The organism is Polaromonas potterensis (assembly GCF_033446725.1).
Classification (GTDB): Bacteria; Pseudomonadota; Gammaproteobacteria; order Burkholderiales; family Burkholderiaceae_C; genus Polaromonas.
Window position 1 is genome coordinate 234401 of the sequence record NZ_JAWQLX010000004.1, and the last position, 22724, is coordinate 257124.

The window sequence follows — 22724 nt, forward strand, 5'->3', positions numbered from 1 at the left end:
CCATTCAAGGGTTCTGTGGGCACACGCAGGCCAATCGGTCGACTGCCGGTATTGCCGCAATCGAGCGCTACATGCCTGCGTCGCAAAGTGGATGAAAAATCAAGTCTTTGAACAGGCTTGACTGGTGCGCAGAGGCGAACACGACCTTTTCATGTGGCGCGCTCACATCGAGAGGGCCGGTTCTCAGGGCCGACCAGCGCGTTGCTTGGCATCGGTGCAACCCGCAGCATGCTCACAAACCCTGCGGCCAAGGTCAGCACCGCGCCAATCCCGAGGCCAATCCTGGGCGCGGCGTCGGTGGATGCAACGGTGAACAACAGGCTCATGACGACCCCACCCGCGGTTTGGCCCGCCAACCTGGCGGTGCCTTGCATGCCTCCCGCAGCGCCACTTCTTTCGCGTGGTGCAGAGAGGAACATGTTGCGGTTGTTTGGCACTTGAAAGAGCCCAAAACCCAGGCCACACAACATGGTGAGAAGTACAAGCGGCAGCGGGCGGCCTTGCAGCGGCCACAGTGAGGCAGCCGCGAGCCCAAGCGCAAGACAGATACCGCCCGCGGCGCAAAGCCAGGCTGTCGATACGCGATTGGCGAGACGGCCTGTGATCGGGGCTGCGATAGCCACGGTCAGCGGCCATGGCGTCATGTAGAGCCCGGTCATCAAGGCCCCTTGCCCGAGACTGTGCTGCAGGTAAAAGGGCAGCGCCAACATGCCCATGGTCGTACCGGCGAAACAACAAACCGAGGCGATCACTGAAATACGGAATGAACCCACGCGAAGCAGGTCAAGAGGGATCAATGGCGCCTCCTTCGGCATTTCCCGCCTAACCAGCGCCGCCAGGCTGAGGGCGGCCACGGCGAGCAGGACGGCCGCCAGCGCCGGCTTCGCTAGCAGCAGTTCCGCGCCAACGACCAGCGACGCGAAGGCCCCGGCATTGAGCGCCACACTGAACCGGTCCAGCCGACGTGCCGTGCCGGTGAGATGTGGCAGCGCTCGGGTGGCGAGCAGAACCAGTCCACCCAGCGGCAGGTTCAGGGCGAATAACCAGGGCCAGCTCGTGCTGGACAGGATCAGCGCGCCGATCGACGGACCGGCCGCGGAAGACAGCGCAACGGCAAGCGCGTTCCAGCCGATGGCGGCGCCTAGCCGCTGATGCGGCACAACGGCGCGCAGCAGCGCGATGCCGAGCGCCATGATGGCAGCGCCCCCTAGCCCCTGCAGAAAGCGGGCCGCGACGAGCCACGGCAGGGACGGCGACAAGGCGCACAACACGGACGCGGCCGTGAATAACGCAACGCCAACCGTGAATACCCGGCGATAGCCCAAGCTTTCCCCGAGCGCGGCGCAGGGCAGCAGGCCCATCACAAGAGCGGTCTGGTAGGCGGTGATGACCCAGACCGACATACCCGGCGTCACTTGCAGGGATCGCGCGATCGTTGGCAGCGCTACGTTGACGATGGATGCGTCGAGCACCGCGAGGACCATGGCGGCCAGCACGGCAGCAATCGCGGCGGTGCGCCGCGGCTCCCGCAAGCCAGCGCTTGCGTCGTCTGCCTGCGTTGGGGATTGCGTTTCCTTGCTGTCATCGTTCCGGACAGATGGCGACAAATCTTGGGGCATGTCGGGAGGCGCAATGGACGCTGGTGCCAAACGGGATGCCATGACTTGTCTGAGAGGACTGCTCATGGCTCTCCCGTGGCCCAGACGCCGTCCCGCTCCACGTACCTCGTCACTCGATGTTCTTCTTTGTCCTCCTTCTTCAAATCTCGCTCCGTAAAGCGAAACAGAAGCGCAGGCCCAGTCATGCACCGTGTGTCGTGAATATCTCCGGGCAGATACACCTGAACTTGCCCCGGGCGCACCAAGGTTGAATCCCTTTTCACCAACCGAACGCTGCCGTCTGGGTCCACGATTCGGGCATAGGTTCCCATCTCGATTTCACCTTGTTGCATCGCATAGATGACCCACCCACGGCCGTGGTCATGAGGCGGTCTATACAGCCCTGCGGATTCCGTGTGCGCCAAAAGCACGAACCCGTGTGTCGGGTCCCGATACAGCTCCTTGTTGGCCGGAGCCTCTTTGTGCAGCGCCGCCAGCCACGCCTCCGTTGCCTGCGCCTTGAGGAGGTCCTCCAAGTGCCGGCGACAGCCAGCGACCATTTCGGTGCTCAGAGGTCCCCAGACCGACTTGATCCCCTCAATCGACTTTTCAAAAGTATCGCTAGTCATCACACTTTTCTCCAGTTTTGCTCGAACAACCCGTTCAAGCGTGTGTCCAGAAGATAGTTGTTCTGCTGACATAGCGGAAGACGCCGTATTTGCAATATATACATGCGTTTGACGCCATGTCATGATCAATCCGTGCTAGCCTTGATACATGTCCGGGCCTGACCTGAACCTCCTTGTCACCCTTGATGTGCTCCTCTCCGAAGGCAGCGTCGCCCGCGCTGCCCGACGCTTACGGCTTAGCCCATCGGCGATGAGCCGGGCGCTGGCGCGATTGCGGGAAACGACCGGAGACCCTCTGCTGGTCCGAGCCGGACGGGGCCTCGTCCCCACCCCGCGCGCGCTCGAACTGCGGGAACGGGTCAATCATCTCGTACAGGAGGCTGAAGCGGTCTTGCGTCCAGCCGAGGCGCTCATTCTCAAAGAGCTCGTCCGAACGTTTACGCTGCGGACCAGCGACGGTTTTGTCGAAACCTTCGGCCCCGCCCTCCTGGTGCGCGTCGGCGAGGAAGCTCCCGGCGTGCGGCTGCGCTTCGTTCAGAAACCGGACAGAGAGAGCGCCTCCCTTCGAGACGGAACCGTCGATCTGGAGACTGGCGTTATCGGCAACACGACAAGCCCTGAGGTGCGTGTGCAGGCGTTGTTCAGGGACCGTTTCATTGGGGTTGTTCGCATGGGCCATCCGTTGTGCCACGGTGAGATCACGCCTGGCCGCTATGCGGCCGGAAGACACGTTGTCGTGTCGCGTCGCAGCTTCGACAAAGGGCCGATCGACGAAGCACTGAAAGCATTGGGTTTGGAACGGGACATCGGGACGGTCGTCGGCGGCTTCTCGAGCGCGCTGGCACTAGCTCGGGCCTCTGACTTGATCGCCAGTGTTCCCGAACGACACACGGAAGGCCTGCGCGCCGGGCTGCATAGCTTTCCGCTTCCAGTCCCCGCACCGGAGGTCACGGTTTCACTGCTTTGGCATCCGAGAATGGATGGTGACCTCGCTCATCGCTGGCTGCGCGGGCGCGTTCGGGACGTTTGCAGAGAACGCAGCAACTCCGATGCGACCGGCGGAATTGTTGGAGAAGTTTGAAACAGATTCGCTGCCGTTCATAGGCGGGAACGGTCCAAGGTCATGCTTCGGAGGGGCGCGTTTTGTGCGCAAATCTTGTCGATAGTCAAGCCGGCGACGTTGACAAGTTCACGCATGACAGGAGGGGCACGTGCTGCGGCAGACCGACCAAGATGCCTTCCTACAGAGCAGAACAGCAGGGCCCCCAGAGCCCGTTCGCGCTGAATTACTGCACCAGCAGCGAATTGATCAGCAGCAGGTCTTCCGGCGTCAGGGTGCCGTTGGCCTGGCGCAGCTTGAGGCCGCCGACCAGCACGTCGTAACGGGCCTTGGCCAGGTCACGTTTGGTCTGGAACAGCTGGCTTTGCGCGTTGAGCACATCAATGTTGATGCGCACGCCAACCTGGTAGCCCAGCTTGTTGGCGTCCAGCGCGCTCTGGCTGGACAGCTCGGCCGCTTCCAGGGCCTTGACCTGTCCCTGGCCCGACAACACGCCGAAGTAGGCGGTACGGGTGCCGAGGGCGACGCCGCGTCGCGCACCTTCCAGGTCGGTGCGCGCCTTTTCTTCCAGCGACAACGTTTCACGGATGCGGTTTTGCGTGGCGAAACCGGCAAACAGCGGCATGTTCAGCGCCACGCCCACGGTGGCGACATTGGTGCGGAAGGTGGTGTTGGCCACGGTGGCGGTGCCGTTCAAGTTGCGCTGTATGCCGTAGCTGGCGGTCAGGTCCACGGTCGGTTTGTGGCCGGCTTCGGCCTTGTCGATCTCCAGCTTGGCGACTTCCAGGTTGGCCTGGGCCTGGCGTATGGCCGGGTGCAGCGCTTCCGACTGCTGGACCCAGGCATTGACGTCGGCCGGCACCAGGGGCGGCAAGTCCAGCGGCACTTGCACACCTTTGGGCTGGGCATCGGTTTTGCCGACCAGTTGGTCGAGCGCGATCTTCTTGACCCGCAAGTCGTTTTCGGCGGCGAGTTCCTGGGCGATCACCAGGTCGTACCTGGCCTGGGCTTCGCGGGTATCGGTGATGGTGGAGGTGCCGACCTCGAAGTTGCGTTTGGCCGACGCCAGCTGTTCGGCCACGGCGGCTTTTTGGGCGCGCACAAACGCCAGTGTGTCTTGCGCCGCCAGCACATCAAAATAAGTCTGGCTGGTCCGCACGATCAAGTCCTGCTCGGCGGCTTCCAACTGGGCCTTGGATAACTCGACTTGCCGTTTGCCCTGCTCGTAAGTGGCCCAGTTGCCGGGCCGGTAGAGCGGCTGCGACGCATTCACGCCGGCGTTTTGCGTCGTGAAGTCACGCTGGCTGGCCGGACTACTCATTTCAAAATTGGTACGCGTCGCGCCGGCGGACAAGCCGGCTGAGGGCAGGATGCCGGCCTTGGCCTGTTCGGCCTTGGCCAGGTTGGCGTCGTACAGCGAGCGGGCCGACTGGTAGGCCGCATCGTAGTCACGCGCCGAGCGGTACAGCTCCACCAGGTTCTGGGCTTGCACCGAAGGCGCCAAAACCGCCAGCACAGTGCTCAACGCGAGCGCCAGAGGCAACAAGGCTGGTTTTTTCAGTAGCGTCGTCATGGGTGTCCTGATGAAATAGGGAAGAAGCGGTAGGGGCAGCGGCAACAGGTCAATACAGCGGCACGGAGGGATCACGCTGCTTGGCCCAGGCGTCGATGCCGCCTTGCAGGTTCACCACCTGTGTGAAGCCGTTTTGTTCCAGGTAGTTGGCGACCTGCAGGCTGCGCATGCCGTGGTGGCACAGGCAGGCCACCGGCTGGTCGGTCGGCAGTTCTTGCTGCAGCTGCGCCAGACGGGCCGGGACCTCGCGCATCGGAATGGACAGCAGGGTGAAGCCGTCTTCCGGCTGGACCGAGGCGGTTTGCACTTCCCACGGTTCACGCACATCCAGCAGCAGGGGCGGGGGCGCATAGGCCGCCAGGCTGTCGCGCCAGGCGTTGAAATCGGCAGGGGCAAGCTGGGCAATCATGGCGGGCGGTTTTTTCTTAGAAGTTGAATTTCGACGGCTCGGGGAAATTGAGCAGGCGCGGGGCCACCGTGTCCCAGGCTTGCGTGGTGCGGTAGGCGGTTTCGCTGACACGGGTCACCAGCGTGGCGCGCATCATGGGTTCGAAACCGACCACTGCGCTGAGCCGGCCACCGACTTTCAGCATGGCCAGCAGTGCCGCCGGCACCTCGGCCACGGAGCCGCTGAGCACAATCACATCGAAAGGGCCGCTCAGCGGGTCACTGGCCGAGACCGCCTGGCGCAGCTTGGCGGCGCCGTCGCCGGTACGCACTTCGGCGTTGTAGATGCCGGCCTTTTTCAGGTTGTCGCGGGCCAGTTGGGCCAGGTCGGGGTCGATTTCCAAGGTGATCACCTGCTGCGCGCGGTGCGCCAGCAAAGCGGCCATGTAGCCGGAGCCGGCGCCGATTTCCAGGACTTTTTCATGTTTTTGCACGGCCAGGTCCTGCAGGAACCGGGCCTCGACCTTGGGTGCCAGCATGGTTTGGCCGGGTTTGCTGCCCAGCGGGATTTCCATGTCGACAAAGGCCAGCGACTGCAGGGCGGCCGGCACAAAATCCTCGCGTTTGATCACAGCCAGGAGGGACAGAACCTGGTTGTCCAGCACTTCCCAGGGGCGGATCTGCTGTTCAATCATGTTGAAGCGGGCTTGTTCGTAGTTCATGGTGGGGCCTGTCAAAAAAGCGGGTGAAGGTATCGGGGTCAACCGATGATTTTAACGGGGGGCGTCACGGCCGCGGTCTGGGCGCTGCGGCCGCCAAAGCGGCGTTTCAGCCACTGCGCGAAGTCGTCGAGGTAACAATAGGTCACCGGCACCACCACCAGGGTCAGCAGCGAGGAGGTGATGACGCCGCCAATCACGGCCTGGCCCATGGGGGCGCGCTGCTCCGACCCTTCGGTCAGCGCAAACGCCAGCGGCACCATGCCGAAAATCATGGCCAGCGTGGTCATCAGGATGGGCCGCAGCCGGACGCGGGCGGCCAGCAGCAGGGCTTCGCTGCGTTCCATGCCTTGTTCGCGCATACGGATCGCAAAGTCCACCAGCAAAATCGCGTTTTTGGTGACCAGGCCCATCAGCATCACGATGCCGATGATGGAAAACATCGACAGGGTGGAGCGGAACAGCAGCAGCGCCAGCACCACACCGATCAGGGTCAAGGGCAGCGAGGTCATCAGCGCCAGGGGCTGCAGGAAACTCTTGAACTGGCTGGCCAGGATCATGTAAATGAACAAGATCGCCAGCACCAGCGCCGAGATCGCGTAACCAAAGGATTCGGCCATGTTTTTGGTCGAGCCGCCAAACTGGTAGCGGTAACCAGGCGGGAAGTTGATGCTGTCCAGCGCCGTGCGGATGTCGGCCGAGACTTCGCCGGCCGAGCGGTTGAAGACGTTGGCATTGATCGCGACTTCACGCGTCAGGTCGCGCCGGTTGATCTGGTTCGGCCCGGTGGACTCTTTCACCGTGGCCAGCTGGCCCAGGCGAACGGTACGGGCCGTGCCGTCGGCATTGCTGCCTATGCTGCTGCTGACAAAGGGCAGGCGTTCCAGGTCTTGCGGCGCGTTGCGCGCGTCGGGTGCCAGGCGCACGTTCACATCGTAGGTCTGGTCGTCAGGCGCGCGCCAGTTGCCGACGGTTTGCCCGGCCACCAGGGTGCGCAGCGCACCGGCGATTTGCGACACGCTCAAGCCCAGGTCGGAGGCGGCGTCGCGTTTGACGTCGACTTCAATCGTCGGTTTGTCGGGCTTGAGGCTGGAGTCCAGGTCCACCAGGCCGGGGATGTCCTTGACCTTGTCCGTCACCAAGCGCGTCAGACGGTCCAGCTCTTTCAGGTCGCTGCCTTGCAGCGAAAACTCCACCTGTTTCCCCCCACCGACGGAGTCGAGCAGGCCGACGTGGGTCACGGTGATACCGGGCACCTGCTTGAGCCGCTCGCGCAGCACATTGGACAATTCGTCAACACTGCGGCTTCTGGCCTTGCGGTCCACCAGACGTACGTAAATGCTGGCGTACATCTTGCCCTGGGCGTTGCCGGTGTTGAGGGTGGCCAGCGTGTAACTGACTTCCGGAAACTCGCGCAAGATGGTTTCGACCTGTTTGGCCTTGGCCTCGGTGGCTTCCAGCGAGGAACCGACGGGTGTGTAGAAATTGAGTGTGGTTTCCGAGAAGTCGGCCTTGGGTACAAACTCCGTGCCCAGCAAGGGCACCATGACAAGACTGGTGACAAACACCACCACGGCCAGACCCACGGTGGCCAGCTTGTGGCCTAAGGACCAGCGCAGGATGTGTTGGTAGGTCTCGGCCAATGCATCGGTGGCGCGTTCGAACCAGCCGGTCACGCGGCCTATGGTCTTGTCGTAAAACGTGACCGGTGCGTGATGTTTGCCGTGCGCTTCGATACTGGGGTCGTGCCAGATGCTGGAGAGCATGGGGTCCAGCGTGAAACTGACAAACATGGAGATCAGCACCGCCGCCACGATGGTGACGCCGAACTCGTGGAAAAACTTGCCGATGATGCCGCCCATGAAACCGATGGGCAAAAACACCGCAACAATGGAAAAGGTGGTGGCCAGCACCGCCAGACCGATCTCCTGCGTGCCGTCCAGCGAAGCCTGGTACGGCGTTTTTCCCAGCTGCACATGGCGCACGATGTTCTCGCGCACCACAATCGCATCGTCAATCAGCAGGCCCACACACAGGCTGAGTGCCATCAAGGTGATCATGTTGATGGTGAAGCCAAACATGTTCATGAACAAAAAGGTGCCGATGATGGAGATCGGCAAGGTCAGGCCGGTGATCACCGTGGAGCGCCAGGAGTTCAGGAACAGGAAAACAATCAAGACCGTGAGCAGCGCACCTTCGATCAGCGTGCGCCTGACGTTTTCAACTGCCACACGGATGGGGCGCGAGCCGTCGCCAATCAGCGCCAGTTGGGTACCTGCGGGCAGCTCGGCCTGGATGTCCTTGATCGCCTTGTTCAGGCCGTCGACCACCGCAATGGTGTTTTCGTCCTGGGCTTTTTGCACTGTCAACAGCAAGGTGCGCTGGCCGTTGTACAGCGCCAGGCTGTCGATCTCTTGCGAGCCGTCGCGTATGGTGGCCACCTGCTCGACCGTCACCGCGCTGCCGGCACCAGTGCCCGATGTTTTGCGCGCCACGATGATCTTGCCGAAGTCTTCCGGCCGTTTCATGCGTGCGTCTATCTTTACGACACGCTCCTGCGCCAGCGAACGGATGGCGCCGACCGGCAGATCCTGGTTTTCATTGCGCACGGCGTTGACCACCTGGTCGGCCGTGATGCCCAGCGACTCCATGGCCTGCGGGTTCAGGTAGATGTTGATCTCGCGTTTGCTGCCGCCCACCAGGTTGACCGAGCCCACACCACGCACGTTTTCCAGCCGTTTTTTCAGCACCTGGTCGGCCCAGTTGGTGAGTTCCACGGCGGAGGGTGTGGCCCCCACGCTTGCCACTTCGTGTGCTGCGCTGCCCCCCGAGGGGGCTGACCTTGCTTGGGGCGGCCCTGCGCTGCGGTCGCTAGCGCCAGTGGCTGCTACCGGCAACACGGCGACAGACCAGATCGCGCGGCTGGCCGGGTCAAAGCGCAATACGCGTGGTTCCTTGACCTCGTCGCGCAGCAGCGGGCGCAGGGACGCGATTTTTTCGCGCACATCTTCCGCCGCCTTGCGGCCGTCGATCTGCAACTGGAACTCGATGATGACGACCGACTGGCCTTCATAACTGCGCGAGGTCAGGGCATTGATGCCGGCGATCGAGTTGACACCTTCCTCGATTTTTTTGGTGACTTCGCTTTCGACAATCTCCGGCGACGCACCGGGGTATTCGGTCGTGACCACCACCACCGGGAAGTCAATGTTGGGGAACTGGTCCACCTGCAGGCGCTGGTAGGAGAACAGGCCCAGCACCACAATGGCCAGCATGACCATGGTGGCGAAGACCGGATTTTTCAGGCTGATACGTGTGAACCACATAAGAATTTAGGGGGCCGTCTTGACCGTTTGCGTAACGGGCGCCGCGGTCCAGGTCGGGGCCTGCGTAAATTTCACCGTTGTGCCTTCACGCAGACTGCCCACAGCACCCTGGATCACCACCGCGTTTTCGCTCAGCCCCTGGACGGCCACCATGGCTTCGTCGTTGGCGCCGGCAGCCGTGTTGTTGCCGCGCACGCCCAGCACCACCGGCTTGTGCACGACCTGGTTGTTCTCCACCACCTGAACATAAGGTGTGGGTTTGTCGGTGCGCACGGCGCTGACCGGGACGGCCAGTGTGGCCAGGCGTGCCGTGCCCAGCGTGCCCTGCGCAAACAGGCCTTGTCGCAAACCCGAGGCTTCGGTCGCGCCCGGCTTGGCGCTGTTGTCTATGCTCAGGTAAACCAGCACGCTGCGGCTGCCGGCTTGTGCGCTGGGGTTGATACGTGCCACCGTGGCGGTGACGCTCTGGCCACTGCCTTCGATCTGCAACTGGGCGGTCTGGCCGGGGCGCACGGCCAGGGCGTCGGTGGCGCTGAGGCTGGCTTCGAGTTCGAGCCGGCTCAGGTCCACGATTTCCAGCACCTTGGTGTCGATACCGATGCGTTCGCCGGGTTGCGCCAGGCGTTGCGCGACGTGACCGCTCAGGGGCGAACGCAAGACCGTTTCATCGAGAGATTTTTTGGCGACCTCGACGGCGGCCAGCGCCGCCTTGTGGTTGGCTTTGGCAGCGTTGAGGTTGGCCAGCGAGGCGTCCAGCGCGGTTTTGGAAATAAAGCCCTGATCCACCAGCGCCTGGTTGTTGTCGTACTGGCGCTGCACGATGTCGATCTGTGCCTTGGCCGAGTCGGCCTGTTCCTGCGCCTGCCGCACGCGCGACTGGTATTCGCTGGGATCGATGCGGGCCAGCACTTGCCCGGCCTTGACCAAATCACCTTCACGCACACTCAGGGCCTGCAACTCACCGGCGACACGTGTCTTGATGACGGCCGAGTTGACGGCCTTGAGCGCGCCCGACAGCAGCAGCCCCTGGCTCAGTTCGCGGGTTTTGGCCTGCACCACGTCGGTGGCAGCCAGCTCGACCAGCGCTTGCGCCTTGCCGGCAGCGGCGCTTGCCGCCAGCGCCTGCTGCTGTTTTTTCCGGGCCGAGAGGGCGCCCAGCACAGCCGCCGCCAAGAGCAGCAGCAAGAGCGCGGCCAGTCCCCATTTGATCCATCGTTTCATGTATCGACCTTGCCGGGTTTGTTGCGGTGGGCCGCTGGCGGAGCACACATGCCATGGAGCAGGGTGTCCACCAGGGTGGCAATGTATTTTGGGGCGTTTCCGGGCAGGCTGGCGTCAGCGCAGGTGCCGGCGGAATGTTTGGCCAAAATCAGGAAAACCATGGGGGCGATCACGCCGTACACCGCGTAATCCAGGTCCATGGGGCGGAACTCACCGCGGTCTATGCCGCGCTGCATGATGCGGCGTATCAGCGCCTGGCCCGGCTGCACCACTTCCTGCTGGTAAAAAGCGGCAATTTCCGGGAAGTTGCCGGCCTCGCTCATCAGCAGCTTGGTGATGCCCGACGCGCGGGTGGCGCCTACACGTTCCCACCACACCGTCATGCAATAAGCCAGCATCTCGGAGGCTGTGCCTTCAAATTTTTCAAACTCTTCGTTCCACTCCTTGAAGCGGCCCGAGATGTTTTCACGCACCACGGCTTTGAGCAGTTCTTCCTTGCTCTGGAAATACAGAAACAGCGTGCCCTTGGAGACGCCGGCCCGTGCGGCGACTTCTTCGGCGCGGGTGGCTGCAAAACCTTTTTCCACAAACAGGTCCAGCGCCGCGTCCAGCAGTTCACCCGGACGCGCCTCTTTGCGCCGCTCGCGTTTGGCGGACAGCGTGGCTGTTTTTTCGCAGATGAATTTGGAGATGGACATGGAGACGAGTTACTGACTGATCGGTTAGTAATGTAGCGGCTCGCTACCTGACCGTCAAGCCGCCACTGTGCCGTGGCCGGGCGGATCGGCGCCATCGCCCGGGTAAAGCTCAGGTAAAGCGCTGGGCCAGCAAGGCCAGCCATTCCTTGAGCACCACCCGCGACGACTGCAGGCCATCGGCGGAAGGCAACCATTGCAACACGCCGTTCTGGCTGGGCAGCATAAAACCCATGGGCGCGGGCGTCACCGTGAAGCCGGCGCGTTCAAAGGCCAATACCGAGCGTGGCATGTGCCAGGCATGGGTGACCAGCGCAATCCGCTGGATATGGTCTTTTTGCAACAGCGGCCTGAGCATCTGCGCGTTCTCGGCCGTGTCGCGCGACTGCTCGTCGATCCAGCGCAAGGTCAGCCCGTAGTCCTGCAGTGCCGCGCGGCGCGCCACCTCGCCTTCCGACAGGGCTTGTGTCCCCGCCGCGCCCCAGCCCAGGCCGCCCGCAAACGCGACTGGCAAGCCGCTTTGCCGCGCCAGCCAGGCGCCGTAACGCAGGCGTGCCGCCGCGGCCGGCGCGGCTTGTGATTCGCCATACTCAGGCGCCACCGGGTGGACGCCGCCGCCCAGCACCACAACGGCTTGCACGCCCTGGGTTTTCAGCGCGGCCACCTGGAGTGGCGCCTGCTGGGGCAGGCTATGCAGCGCGAGCCAGACCGCCACCGCCGGACAGCTCAGCAGCCAGAGCAGGGCTGCGGCGGCCCAAGCCAGGGCCAGACCGGCTGCTTTCTTCCTGGCCGCGAGCAACAGCCCCAGCAACAGAAGCAGCAGCGGCGCGGCGGGTGGCAGCACCAGCGTGGCCAGAATGGGTTTGAGTTCGCCGAGCTGGAGCATGGGGTGATTCGCTATTAAATAAATAGCTGCTTGCGCCCATGTGCAAAGGGCTAGAGGCAGATTTGATTAATAAAAATGCCCGCGAAGCGCTTGGGTGGGCACGCGGTTCAGAACGAACGCAGGCACCTCAGGGGTCCGGGAGAGTGTACCCATCCACACCCGTCCGGGCGGCCACAAGGCAGGCCGCTGGCGGATACCTTCAGGTGGGCGTGTGCTCCGCTGACAACGCCGTTGGCGGCGCATGGCGGTAAGTCGCCGGTGTGCGGCTCAGTTTGATCGGGGACGCGATGCCCGTGTAGTCGTCGCCGATACGCACGACCATCTCGCGGTGCTGGGTGTGCGGGTGTTTCAGCGCGGCGTCCACCGACAGGATGGGTGCGCAGGGCACGCCCAGCTGCATCAGGGCCTCGGCCAGTTGGGCGCCGTCGCACGCGGCCAGCGCCTGCTCGAGGAGCTGGCGCAAGGCCTGGCGGTGCACCGAACGTGCACCGGCCTGGCTGAAGCGTTCATCGCTGGCCAAGTGCCCGGTCTGCAGGTGTTTGCACAGCAGGGCAAATTGCCGGTCGTTGCCGACGGCCAGAAAAATCGGGACGGTGCCGGTCGGAAAGGCGTCGTAGGGATAAATGTTCGGGTGCGCATTGCCTGTGCGCCCGGGGTTCTTGCCGTCCAGAAACCAGTTGGCGGCGTGCGGGTGTAACAGCGACAGGCCGCAGTCAAACAGGCTGGCCTCCACGAACTGGCCCTTGCCGCTGCGCGCACGTTCCTGCAAGGCCAGCAACACCCCTAGCGCGGCATTGAGTCCGGTGACCAGATCCACGACCGGCAAACCGACCCGCAAGGGATCGCCACCGGATTCGCCATTGACACTCATGATGCCGGTCAGCGCCTGCACGGCGGCGTCATAACCCGGCAGGCCGCCGAGCGGGCCATCGGCGCCGAAGCCGCTGACGCGGCAATGAATCAGGCGCGGAAAACGTTTGGCCAGATCGTCATAACCCAGGCCCCACTTTTCCAGGGTGCCGGTTTTGAAGTTTTCGATGACCACGTCGGCGCCTTCGAGCAAACCCAGCAACACGGCCTGTCCGGCTTCGCTGGCGAGGTCGAGCTGCATGCCGAGCTTGTTGCGGTTCAGACCCAGGTAGTAAGACGACACGCCGTTCTGGAAGGGCGGGCCCCAGGCACGTGTGTCGTCGCCTTGTGGCGGTTCGACCTTGAGCACGTCAGCGCCGTGGTCACCCAGGATCTGACCGCAGTAGGGTCCGCCGAGAACGCGTGACAGGTCGATCACGCGTATGCCTTGCAGCGCGCCTTGTGCCGTCTTTGGGGTCGAATCGGTTGTCATGGCGTTCAGTCCGCCTTGGCGCCAGAGGTCTTGATTACCTCACGCCACTTGGCGGCCTCGCTGCGCATGTAGACGGCCAGTTGCGCCGGGCTGTATTGCGGCGGCGGCTCCAGACCCTGCTGGGCCAGGCGCTCTTTCACGTCGGGTTGCTGCAGCACTTGCGCGAAGGCGGCGTTGAGTTTGGTCACCACGTCCTGCGGTGTGCCGGAGGGTGCGACGATGCCGAAAAACACGCTGGCGTCGAAGTCCTTCAAGCCTTGTTCCATCAACGTGGGGACATCGGGCAGGGCGCGTGAGCGGTTGGCCGAGGTCACGCCCAGCACGCGCAGCTTGCCGGCCTTGATGTGGGGCAGGGCGGTGAGCACGTCGGTGAAGGACATGGCCACCTGGCCACCGAGCAGGTCGTTGAGGGCCGGGCCGGTGCCCTTGTAGGGAATGTGCTGGATGTCGGTGCCGGCGCGCATGTTGAACAGCACGCCCGCCAAGTGCGAGGAGGCGCCGCTGCCCGAGGAGGCGAAGGCCAGCTTGCCGGGGTTGGCCTTGGCGTAGGCGATCAACTCTTTCACGTTTTTGGCCGGGACGCTGGGGTGCACCACCAGCACATTGGGCAGGTAGCCGACCTGGATGATGGGCGAGAAGCTCTTGAATGGGTCGTAGTTGATCTTCTGATACAGGTTCATGTTGATCGCCAGCGGCGCCGAGGTGCCGAACAGCAGCGTGTGGCCGTCAGCATCGGCGCGGGCCACGTATTCGGCGCCTATGTTGGCACCGGCGCCGGCCCGGTTTTCGACGATCATGGTCTGGCCCAGAATGGGCTTGACGGCGTTGGCCAGCGTGCGCGCCATCGCGTCGGTGGGTCCACCGGGCGAGTAGGGCACGACCAGGGACAGGGTCTTGTGCGGGAAGGGGGCCTGGGCCCAGGCTGTTCCGGCGCCGGCCGTGGCGGCCCAGGCGGCCAGTGCCATCAGAGTGGTTCTGCGTGTGTTCATGTTTGTCTCCATGTGTTGTGTTGAGTGGGAAGTTCAGAGGTCCAGCAACAGGCTTTCGGCCTGTGCGGATGATTCGTGATCGGGGGCCAGTGGGTCGGCCGGCAGCAGGCGATGTTTCAGGACCAGTTGCGCCAGGTGCAGGCGCTCGGGTGTGCCTATACGTGCCGATTCCCAGGCCATCGCCACCGCCGTGGTGGTGTGATAAAGCGCCGAGGCTGCGCGCCGCGCCAACGCTTCGCCGCCATCGGCCACCGCAGCCTGGGCCAGCGTCACGGCGCGCGCCATCACGTCCTGCAGGCTGGCGCGCAGGGCGTCGTCCAGCTTTGTTTCGGCCAGCAGTTGCGCCAGATGCGCCATGAGCGCCGTCAGCGCATCTTCGCGCCGGATCGCGCGTATCACGTCCAGCGCCACGATGTTGCTGGTGCCTTCCCAGATCGAGCCCAGATGCGCGTCGCGCACCAGTCGCGGATCGGTCCACTCCTCGATATAGCCGCAGCCGCCGCGCACCTCCATGGCGTCGCCGGTGACCTTGCGCGCGTCGCGGCAGGCGCGAAACTTGATCAGCGGCGTCAGGATGCGCGCCAGGCGCAAGGTGTTGGCATCACCCGCGTCGGCGCGGCGCAGCGCCTCGGCAGTCTGGAACACCATGGTGCGGGCCTGCTCGCTGGGCAGCAGCAGCTTCAGGAGCTGGCGGCGCATCAGCGGCAGGGCGATGAGTTTCTTGCCGAAGGCTTCACGGTTGCGTGCAATGAAAAAAGCTTCGCTGACCGCGCGGCGCATCAGGCCGGCGGCGCGCACGCCGTTGGACAAGCGCGAGTTGTTGACCATGTCGGCCATCTGCACAAAGCCTCGGCCCTGTTCGCCGACCAGCCAGGCGCGTGCGCCTTCGAGGCGAATCTCGCCACTGGCCATGGAGCGCGTGCCCAGCTTGTCCTTCAGGCGGATGATGCGGTAGTGGTTGTGCGCGCCATCGTCCAGATCGCGCGGAAGCAGGAACAACGACACCCCCTTGAGGCCGGGCTGGCCGCCTTGGCCGTCATCCACGCGCGCCAGCACCATGGCCAGCGCCGCATCGGGGTTGGAGCAAAACCATTTGTCGCCCGTCAGCAGCCAGGCGCCGGGATGGTCGGGGTCCGGCCTTGCGGTGGTTTCGGTCGCGGCGATGTCGGAGCCGGCGGCCTGCTCGGTCATGAACATTGCGCCCTGCGAAAGCGCATCCATGTCCAGGCTGGTGAGTGAGGGCAGGTAACGCTGCACCAGTTCGGGCGTACCGAATTTTTTCAGCGTGCGCGTCAGCGAATCTGTCATCGAGACCGGGCAGCACAGGCCGAACTCGGCCTGCACAAACAGGTAGGTCAGCGCGTACTTGGCCATGGCTGGCATCTGCCCCTGCCAGCCCAGCACGTCGCTGCGGTGCGAGATCGCCGCCAGCGCGTATTCGCTGAAAGCCAGGCGCTCCATCTCGACGTAAGCAGGGTGCTTGATGACCTTTTGCTCGTCGCGCCCGCTGCGCGAGCGGAGCTGCAGTTTCGGCGGGTTTTTGTCGGCGGTGTTCGCCAGTTCGTCCAGCGTGCCGCCCGCCAGCGCGCCCAGCTTTTCGAAGTGCGGCGTCAGGTGGGCGACCAGGTCGGGTGGCAGGTAGACCTGCAGCAGCGCGCGCAGGCCAGGGTCTGTGGTGTACAGGTTGGCACCGTGTTGGTCGGGGACCGGGTGGGGGGCTGTTTCTGGCTGGGGTTTGGACATGAGTAGCAGGTCTCCTTGGCGCATTGTTTGCGCCGCAACCATACATGTCCAATATTGAATATGGCTTGAACGATATAATTTTTTAATCATGGAATTTCGCCACCTGCGCTACTTTCTGGTCCTGGCCGAAGAACTGCACTTCGGCCGGGCGGCACGCCGTTTGGCCATTTCGCAGCCGCCGCTGAGCCTGAACATCCAGCAACTGGAAGCGTCGGTCGGTGCGCGCCTGTTCACGCGCAACAGCAAGGAGGTGCGGCTGACGGCCGCAGGCAAGGCTTTTGTGCCGCGCGCACGCGCCGTGCTGGAGCAGGCGGGCGAAGCGGCGCGCCATGCGCGGGATGTGGAGCAGGGGCTGGCGGGGCGGCTGCACATCGGTTTCGTGGGCGCCATGTTGTACCGCGGCCTGCCGCAGATGCTGCGCAAGTTCCAGGCGCAACACCCCTTGCTGCGGGTGGTGCTCAGGGAGCTCAATTCGCAGGAGCAACTGATCGAGCTCGCCCATGACCAGCTCGACGTGGGTTTTGTCCACAGCACCCGGTTGCCGGCAGAGATGCAGCACCAGCTGTTTGCGAGCGAACCCTTTGTCTGCTGCCTGCCGGCAGACCATCCGCTGGCGCGCAGGCGCACCTTGCCGCTCCAGCTGCTGCAGGGAGAGTCTTTTGTGATGTTCGCGCGCAATGTGTCGCCGGACTACTATGAACGCATCCTGGCCATCTGCACCGATGCGGGCCTGTACCCCGAAGTGAGGCACGAGGTGCGCCACTGGCTCAGCGTCGTGTCGCTGGTGTCGCAAGGCCTGGGTGTGGCGCTGGTGCCGGCGGCCTTGCGTCATTCGGCGCTGGGTGGCGTGGTCTTTGTGCCGCTGGATGCGGGCGTCGCGCATTCGCAGTCGTATTGCATCTGGAAAACCGCGCACGACAATGCGGCGCTCGCTGCTTTTCTGGCGGTGATGCAGATCGAGGCGGCGCGGCAGGCGAAAAATGCAAAACCGGCGCCACCCAAAGTCCCGTCATAAGCCCCACAGCTTCCTGCGGCAAACAGAGGCGACTACAGTAGGGCGTTCTACAAATCCAAACCGGAGCCAAGACCATGACGACTGAAACCATCACCCTGGGCGGCGGCTGCTTCTGGTGCACCGAAGCCGTGTTTGTGCAGGTGCGCGGCATCCTTGACGTCGAGTCGGGCTACAGCAACGGCCACGTCAGCCAGCCCACCTATGAGCAGGTCTGCACCGGCACCACCGGGCACAACGAGGTGGTCAAGCTGGTGTATGACCCGGCGCAGATCAGCCTGCGCGCGATTCTGGAAATCTTTTTTGCCATCCACGACCCGACCACCTTGAACCGCCAGGGCAACGACAGCGGCACGCAATACCGCAGCGGCATTTATTACTCGACGCCCGAGCAACAACAGGTGGCCGAAGACATGGTCAACGAGTTGAACCAGCAAAAGCTGTTCGGCAAACCGGTGGTGACCGAGGTCTTGCCGCTTGCCAACTACTCGCCGGCCGAGGACTACCACCAGGACTTCTTCGAGAAGAACCCCCACCAGGGTTATTGCGTGGCGGTGGCCGGGCCCAAGGTCGCGAAGTTTCGCAAGACGTTTTCGGAATACGCGAAGGGCTGAGTGCGGCTTGGTCTGTCATCCCGGACGAGATCCGGGATCCATGACTGCGCCTTATGCCCGGCGCGTGGCCAGGTAAAACCACTCCTGACCGGGTTCGCCGCGTGGGTTGGGAAACACCACAAACGCGTCTTCCGGCGCCTTGATTTCCTCGCCGCTGTAGCGCACGCCAATCAGCTCGCCGGCTTTCACCGCGTCAAAGCTGCGCCACTCGCGGCTGAACCGGTCGCCGATATGCTCGCGGTCCAGCACATCCACCAGGCGCAAAATTTCGCGCGCCTGGGGCTCGGGTTTGAGCGGCTGCGACACCAGACCCAGCAAGGCCAGCGTCTGCAAAATCGCATGGCGTGCAACCTGCACCGCGTGCGGGTCGTCATGCTGGCCGCATTCCAGCGTCACGCCGTAGCCACCGCGTGAACGCATGTATTCCGTCGTGCCCACGCCGTAATTCGGGTTGGTGACCAGCGTTTGCGCGCGGGCAGCGCCGTTTGCACTGGCTGTTGCCGCACGCCGTTGTACGCCACGCGCATAGGTGTCCAGCCAGCCTTCCACAATGCGGTGCGGCCCGGTGTGCAGGGCCAGCTGCATTTCTTCCGCCGCGTGGCTGAAGGGCTCCAGCGGACCGGTGTTGTTCTGCGGGCCCACCATCACAAAGGGCGCGCCACCGGTGTGGAAGGAATGCAGGTCCAGCAGTGCATCGTGCGTATCCAGCAGCGGGCACAACACATTGGCAATGCGGTCCTCAAAGTCTTGCGGAATCGCACTCGGCGCCATGTTGCGGTTCAGGTTGCGGTCGCCGGTGCGCTGCTTCAACTGGTAAGCCAGCGGGTTGGTGACGGGCACAAATGTGACTGTGCCGCGTTCGATGTTGAGCTGGCCGCTGTCGATCTCTTGCAGCAGTTGGGTGATGGCGCGTGCGCCGCAGACTTCGTTGCCATGCACGGCGCCCAGAACCAGCAGGCGCGGGCCGGGAGCCAGGCCGTGGTAGGTGTGGGCACGCAGGTGGCTGGGGCGGTGTTGAGGCATGGGTGGTGTGGGGTCGTTGGTCGGGGCGTTCATGAGAACGTTTATACAGCGCTTGTACACCTGACAAGGAGGGTGGTCTCAAGATACTTGGGCATCCGATGCGGTGCGCCTTTGCCAAGCCGGCGTCGAGACTGGGTCATAATGCAACAAAATTGCGTTATGGTGCTTTGCCACCGGCCATGCGCAGCTCTCCAAAACAAAAGCACATGCCCGCCGTCCTCCCCCGCAATCCACCCCTAGTCGACGCGATCGATGTACTGCTCTCCGCCCACGGCCTGCGTCGCACGGCGGCGGCGCGGCGGGTGCTGGGCTGGTTGCTGGCGCACCCGGACACGAGTTACACACACGCCCAGTTGCAGGTGGCGCTGGCCAGCGACCTGGCCGACAAGGTGAGCCTGGACCGCGTCACGTTGTATCGCCTGATCGACCGCCTCACGCAGGCCGGCCTGTTGCTGTGCCGGGTGGATGCCAGTCGCGTGCGGCGTTACCAGGCGATGCCGGCCGAGGTGCATGCGATGCCGCATTTTGAATGCCAGAGCTGCCACCGCGACAGCCCGCTGGCGGGCGCGCTCAAGGCCACGACCGGCGACCTGGAACGTGCCGCGCAGACGGCGCTGGCAGCCCTCAAGGCGCTGGGTTACCAGGGCATGAGCCTGGACTTTGCCGTGCGGGGCGTGTGTGTGGACTGCGCCACGGAAAGCGCCGGCGGCAAAAACGCGCGAGGCGTGGCGCCGTGATCAGCACGCGGCAACTGGCCTACCAGTACGCTGGCGGCCCGGACCTTCGTTTTGAGGACATGGATGTGGCGCAGGGTGGCGTGTTGCTGCTGCGCGGCGCCTCGGGCTCGGGCAAATCCACTTGGCTGGCGCTGGCGGCCGGGCTGCTGACGCCTGGTGCGGGCGACATCACGGTGGCCGGGCAGTCCTTGAAGTCGCTGGGCAAGGTGGCCGGTGATGCCTGGCGTGCCAAAACCATAGGTTTTTTGCCGCAAAAACTTCATCTCAGCAGCGCCTTGAGCGTGTTTGCCAACCTGGCGATGGCGCAGTGGGCGGCCGGGCAGGCGCAGGACGAGCGGCGTATTGCCGAAGCCCTCACGGCGCTGGATGTGCAAGATCTCGCCGCGCGCAAACCGGCGCAGCTCTCGGGCGGCCAGGCGCAACGCGTGGCATTGGCGCGTGCGGTGCTGTTGCAGCCGCAGGTGATTCTTGCGGACGAACCCACGGCCAGCCTGGACGATGAGGCGGCGCGGCAGGCCGTTGAATTGCTGCAGGCGACGGCCAAGCGTTACGGTTCCACGCTGGTGATCGCCACCCACGATAGCCGCGTTGCGGCCAGTCTTGAGGGTCAAATCGGCTTCCAGCCCTTATCCATCAAGCGCAACCAGCTATGAAAACTATAGCGATGGCGTGGCGCTACCTGTGGTCGCGGCCGCTGGCCGCCGGGCTCAATGTGTTGCTGCTCAGCCTGGGCCTGGCATCCCTGGCCTTTGTGTTGCTGGTGAGCCACCAGATCAACCAGGCTTTCGAGCGCGACCTGGCCGGTATCGATGTGGTGGTGGGCGCCAAAGGCAGTCCGATGCAACTGATTTTGTCGGGGGTTTTCCAGCTCGATGTGCCGACCGGCAATGTGCCGCTGGCCGCCGTGCAAACGCTGGCGAAACACCCGCAGGTGGCCAAACTCATTCCCATCAGCATGGGTGACAGTTTTCGAGGGTTTCGCATCGTCGGCACCACGCCGGACTACCTCACGCATTACCAGGCCCGCTTCTCGCAGGGCGGCGTGTGGGCGGCGCCCATGCAGGCGGTGCTGGGTGCGCAGGTGGCAGCGCAGAGCGGCTTGAAGGTGGGCGATCGTTTTACCGGCAGCCACGGCCTGGGCGGTGGCGGGGAGGCGCATGGCCAGACGCCTTATGTGGTCAGCGGCGTGCTGGCGGCCAGCGCTTCGGTGCTGGACCGGCTGGTGCTGACAGACTCGGCCTCGGTCTGGCAAGTGCACGAAGCTGCACACGAGGGCGAGACAGCACTCGACGACGAAGACCGCCAACTGCTCGAAGCAGAGCGCGAGGTGACGCTGGCGCTGATCCAGTACCGCACGCCGCTGGCGGCGGTGACCTTCCCGCGTTTTATCAACAGCAGCACAGAGATGCAAGCCGCCGCGCCAGCGCTGGAGATCACCCGCCTGCTGAACATGGTGGGTGTCGGCACCGATGTGTTGCGCGCCCTGGCCGGCGTGTTGCTGCTGACCGCGGCCTTAAGTGTGTTTATCGCCCTGTGGAGCGCCGTGCGCGAAAGCCGCGCCGATCTGGCGCTGCTGCGCATGCTGGGTGCGCCGCCGCGCAAGGTGGCGGCGCTGCTTTTGTGCGAAGCCTTGTGGCTGGCGCTGCTGGCCACGGTGATAGGCGTGTTGGCGGGGCAGGGGCTGATGGCACTGCTCGCCTGGCTGCTGCAACTGGATAAATCATTTTTGCTGGGCGCGATGGCGTGGCCGGTCGAGCTGATGGTTGTACCTGTGCTGGCTGTGGGTGTGGCGCTGTTGTCGGCGCTGCTGCCTGCGTACGAGGCCTACCGGGTCAATGTGTTTGAACTTTTGCAATCGAGGTGAATTTCCCATGACCCCTAAATTTATGAAAAACAGGCTTGCAGCCATTGCTGCACTTGCGCTGGCAGCTACTTTTTCGATAGCGCATGCACAGCACAGCGACAAGGAAACCCAGGCCGACATCCAGCGTCACCAGGCCATGGCCGCCGCGCACGAGGCTGCCGCCAAATGCCTGGCATCGGGTAAAAAAGAAGACGTTTGCATGAAAGAGTTGCAGGCTTCCTGCAAAGGCCTGGCTGTAGGAAAATACTGCGGCATGAAACACGCGCATTAACTGCAGCCCTGTTTGTTGCTCTTTTTGGAGAAACCCATGAGCCCTGTTGACCCCACCGCCGTCAAGCTATCTTTGCTGGGCCTGTTGCTGGCCGCCGGTTGCGCACAGGCGCAATTGAGTTCGCCCCTGCCTGCGGGCAGCAGCAAGCCGGCGGCTGCGACACCCGGCGCCACGGCTTTGCCGGCCGGGCAGGGCGCGGGGGTACATGGCGCCGACAGTCCGTTCGCGCCGCTGCCGCAGCGCGCCGACGTGATCGCCTGGTCGGTGTTGACCGATGTAAAAACAAAAAAAGAAAAAAACCGCATCTTGCCGGTGTTTAGCGCCGGCCAGGTCAACCTGCACCAGAAAACCCAGCGTATCCAGGGTTTCATGATGCCGCTGGACGCGGGTGAAAAGCAGCGGCATTTCCTGCTGGCTTCGGTGCCATTGACCTGCTCCTTCTGCGTGCCGGGCGGCCCCGAAAGCATGGTTGAGGTCAAGACCAAAACGCCGGTGAAATACAGCATGGAGCCGGTGGTGGTCGAGGGCCATTTCCAGGTGCTCAATGACGATCCTTATGGCCTGTATTACCGCATCAGCGATGCGGTGGCTGTGAAGTAAACACATATGTTGTTCAGGCGCATGGCACAACGAGCGGCCTGGGGCTATTTAGCCCTGGTGCTTTTGCTCGCGCCCATGCTGGGCCTGATGCACGGCTTGGTGCATGGGGTGGGCGGCGCCTATCCCACGGCGCAGGTACAACTGGTCGAAGCCGATGGGCAGGCCTACCACCACGGCTGGCTGGACGATTTGTTTTCCGCGCACAGCAACGCCTCGGATTGTCGCGTGTTCGACCAGCTCAGCCACAGCGATGGGGTGCCGGCGCTGCCCTTGCTGGCACTGCCCATGGTGCTGTCGTCTTTTGTTTTTCATTTTTTAGAGGGCGAAGTCCTCGCCCGCTGGGCCGCGCTTTTTGAAGCGCGCGGTCCGCCTCTGGCTCGCTGAATCTCCCCGAAGTCGCCATGCGCAGCCTTTGCGGCTGCGGTTTGGTGTTTC

The 22724-nt window shown here is 63.7% G+C and carries 22 protein-coding genes; 9 read left to right on the plus strand and 13 right to left on the minus strand.

Going from position 1 to position 22724, the window contains the following annotated elements:
* Nucleotides 1-149 precede the first annotated feature (149 nt).
* Together R6254_RS09955 and R6254_RS09960 are read right to left on the minus strand one after the other, a co-directional pair.
* A complete protein-coding gene (locus R6254_RS09955) occupies nucleotides 150-1661 on the minus strand; it encodes an MFS transporter (RefSeq protein ID WP_318406451.1) in 1512 nt (503 codons plus the stop codon).
* A gap of 20 nt (nucleotides 1662-1681) precedes the next feature.
* Nucleotides 1682-2350 (minus strand): hypothetical protein, encoded by a 669-nt coding sequence (locus R6254_RS09960; RefSeq protein ID WP_318406453.1) that lies wholly within the window; start codon nucleotides 2348-2350, stop codon nucleotides 1682-1684.
* Nucleotides 2351-2375: 25 nt separating this feature from the next.
* Here R6254_RS09960 and R6254_RS09965 point away from each other — a divergent pair, with 25 nt between their 5' ends.
* Nucleotides 2376-3308, plus strand: a complete 933-nt coding sequence (locus R6254_RS09965; RefSeq protein ID WP_318406454.1) for a LysR family transcriptional regulator — start codon at nucleotides 2376-2378, stop codon at nucleotides 3306-3308.
* Between the two features lie 205 nt (nucleotides 3309-3513).
* On the opposite strand, the gene R6254_RS09970 is transcribed toward R6254_RS09965, so the two are convergent.
* The 10 genes from R6254_RS09970 to R6254_RS10015 form a co-directional block, all read right to left on the minus strand.
* The gene (locus R6254_RS09970) at nucleotides 3514-4860 is read right to left on the minus strand and encodes a TolC family outer membrane protein (RefSeq protein ID WP_318406456.1); all 1347 of its coding nucleotides are present in this window, start codon (nucleotides 4858-4860) and stop codon (nucleotides 3514-3516) included.
* A gap of 49 nt (nucleotides 4861-4909) precedes the next feature.
* Entirely contained in the window at nucleotides 4910-5269 is a 360-nt protein-coding gene (locus R6254_RS09975) for a rhodanese-like domain-containing protein (protein WP_318406458.1), read from the minus strand.
* A gap of 16 nt (nucleotides 5270-5285) precedes the next feature.
* Nucleotides 5286-5969, minus strand: coding sequence for a protein-L-isoaspartate O-methyltransferase family protein (locus tag R6254_RS09980; protein WP_318406460.1), 684 nt, complete (start codon nucleotides 5967-5969; stop codon nucleotides 5286-5288).
* 38 nt (nucleotides 5970-6007) lie between these two features.
* Nucleotides 6008-9292 carry an efflux RND transporter permease subunit gene (locus R6254_RS09985; RefSeq protein ID WP_318406461.1) on the minus strand — a complete coding sequence of 1095 codons (3285 nt, stop codon included), beginning with the start codon at nucleotides 9290-9292 and terminating at the stop codon, nucleotides 6008-6010.
* A 6-nt stretch (nucleotides 9293-9298) separates the two neighbouring features.
* A complete protein-coding gene (locus R6254_RS09990; RefSeq protein ID WP_318406463.1) occupies nucleotides 9299-10513 on the minus strand; it encodes an efflux RND transporter periplasmic adaptor subunit in 1215 nt (404 codons plus the stop codon).
* Entirely contained in the window at nucleotides 10510-11211 is a 702-nt protein-coding gene (locus R6254_RS09995; RefSeq protein WP_318406465.1) for a TetR/AcrR family transcriptional regulator, read from the minus strand. The genes R6254_RS09990 and R6254_RS09995 overlap by 4 nt, the downstream gene beginning before the upstream one ends.
* A 109-nt stretch (nucleotides 11212-11320) precedes the next feature.
* Nucleotides 11321-12094 carry a YdcF family protein gene (locus R6254_RS10000; protein WP_318406466.1) on the minus strand — a complete coding sequence of 258 codons (774 nt, stop codon included), beginning with the start codon at nucleotides 12092-12094 and terminating at the stop codon, nucleotides 11321-11323.
* Between the two features lie 199 nt (nucleotides 12095-12293).
* On the minus strand, nucleotides 12294-13436 hold the full coding sequence (locus R6254_RS10005) for a CaiB/BaiF CoA transferase family protein (protein WP_318406467.1): 1143 nt from the start codon (nucleotides 13434-13436) through the stop codon (nucleotides 12294-12296).
* A 5-nt stretch (nucleotides 13437-13441) separates the two neighbouring features.
* Nucleotides 13442-14425, minus strand: a complete 984-nt coding sequence (locus R6254_RS10010; protein WP_412103146.1) for a Bug family tripartite tricarboxylate transporter substrate binding protein — start codon at nucleotides 14423-14425, stop codon at nucleotides 13442-13444.
* Nucleotides 14426-14458: 33 nt separating this feature from the next.
* Nucleotides 14459-16168, minus strand: a complete 1710-nt coding sequence (locus R6254_RS10015; protein ID WP_318406469.1) for an acyl-CoA dehydrogenase family protein — start codon at nucleotides 16166-16168, stop codon at nucleotides 14459-14461.
* Between the two features lie 88 nt (nucleotides 16169-16256).
* Here R6254_RS10015 and R6254_RS10020 point away from each other — a divergent pair, with 88 nt between their 5' ends.
* Nucleotides 16257-17183, plus strand: a complete 927-nt coding sequence (locus tag R6254_RS10020; RefSeq protein WP_318406470.1) for a LysR family transcriptional regulator — start codon at nucleotides 16257-16259, stop codon at nucleotides 17181-17183.
* A 74-nt stretch (nucleotides 17184-17257) separates the two neighbouring features.
* Nucleotides 17258-17794 (plus strand): peptide-methionine (S)-S-oxide reductase MsrA, encoded by a 537-nt coding sequence (msrA, locus tag R6254_RS10025; RefSeq protein ID WP_318406471.1) that lies wholly within the window; start codon nucleotides 17258-17260, stop codon nucleotides 17792-17794.
* Nucleotides 17795-17845: 51 nt separating this feature from the next.
* On the opposite strand, the gene R6254_RS10030 is transcribed toward msrA, so the two are convergent.
* Nucleotides 17846-18850, minus strand: a complete 1005-nt coding sequence (locus R6254_RS10030) for a succinylglutamate desuccinylase/aspartoacylase family protein (protein WP_412103147.1) — start codon at nucleotides 18848-18850, stop codon at nucleotides 17846-17848.
* A gap of 173 nt (nucleotides 18851-19023) precedes the next feature.
* On the opposite strand from R6254_RS10030, the gene R6254_RS10035 reads away from it, so the two are divergent.
* From R6254_RS10035 to R6254_RS10060, 6 genes are read left to right on the plus strand one after another with little or no spacing between them, the layout of a single operon-like run.
* Nucleotides 19024-19554, plus strand: a complete 531-nt coding sequence (locus R6254_RS10035; protein ID WP_318406473.1) for a Fur family transcriptional regulator — start codon at nucleotides 19024-19026, stop codon at nucleotides 19552-19554.
* Nucleotides 19551-20207 (plus strand): ABC transporter ATP-binding protein, encoded by a 657-nt coding sequence (locus R6254_RS10040; RefSeq protein ID WP_318406475.1) that lies wholly within the window; start codon nucleotides 19551-19553, stop codon nucleotides 20205-20207. The genes R6254_RS10035 and R6254_RS10040 overlap by 4 nt, the downstream gene beginning before the upstream one ends.
* The gene (locus tag R6254_RS10045; protein ID WP_318406476.1) at nucleotides 20204-21418 is read left to right on the plus strand and encodes an ABC transporter permease; all 1215 of its coding nucleotides are present in this window, start codon (nucleotides 20204-20206) and stop codon (nucleotides 21416-21418) included. The genes R6254_RS10040 and R6254_RS10045 overlap by 4 nt, the downstream gene beginning before the upstream one ends.
* A gap of 22 nt (nucleotides 21419-21440) precedes the next feature.
* Nucleotides 21441-21689, plus strand: a complete 249-nt coding sequence (locus R6254_RS10050; RefSeq protein ID WP_318406682.1) for a hypothetical protein — start codon at nucleotides 21441-21443, stop codon at nucleotides 21687-21689.
* A 36-nt stretch (nucleotides 21690-21725) separates the two neighbouring features.
* Nucleotides 21726-22289, plus strand: a complete 564-nt coding sequence (locus tag R6254_RS10055) for a DUF3299 domain-containing protein (protein WP_318406477.1) — start codon at nucleotides 21726-21728, stop codon at nucleotides 22287-22289.
* Between the two features lie 21 nt (nucleotides 22290-22310).
* Entirely contained in the window at nucleotides 22311-22673 is a 363-nt protein-coding gene (locus tag R6254_RS10060; protein ID WP_318406478.1) for a hypothetical protein, read from the plus strand.
* Nucleotides 22674-22724: the final 51 nt, after the last annotated feature.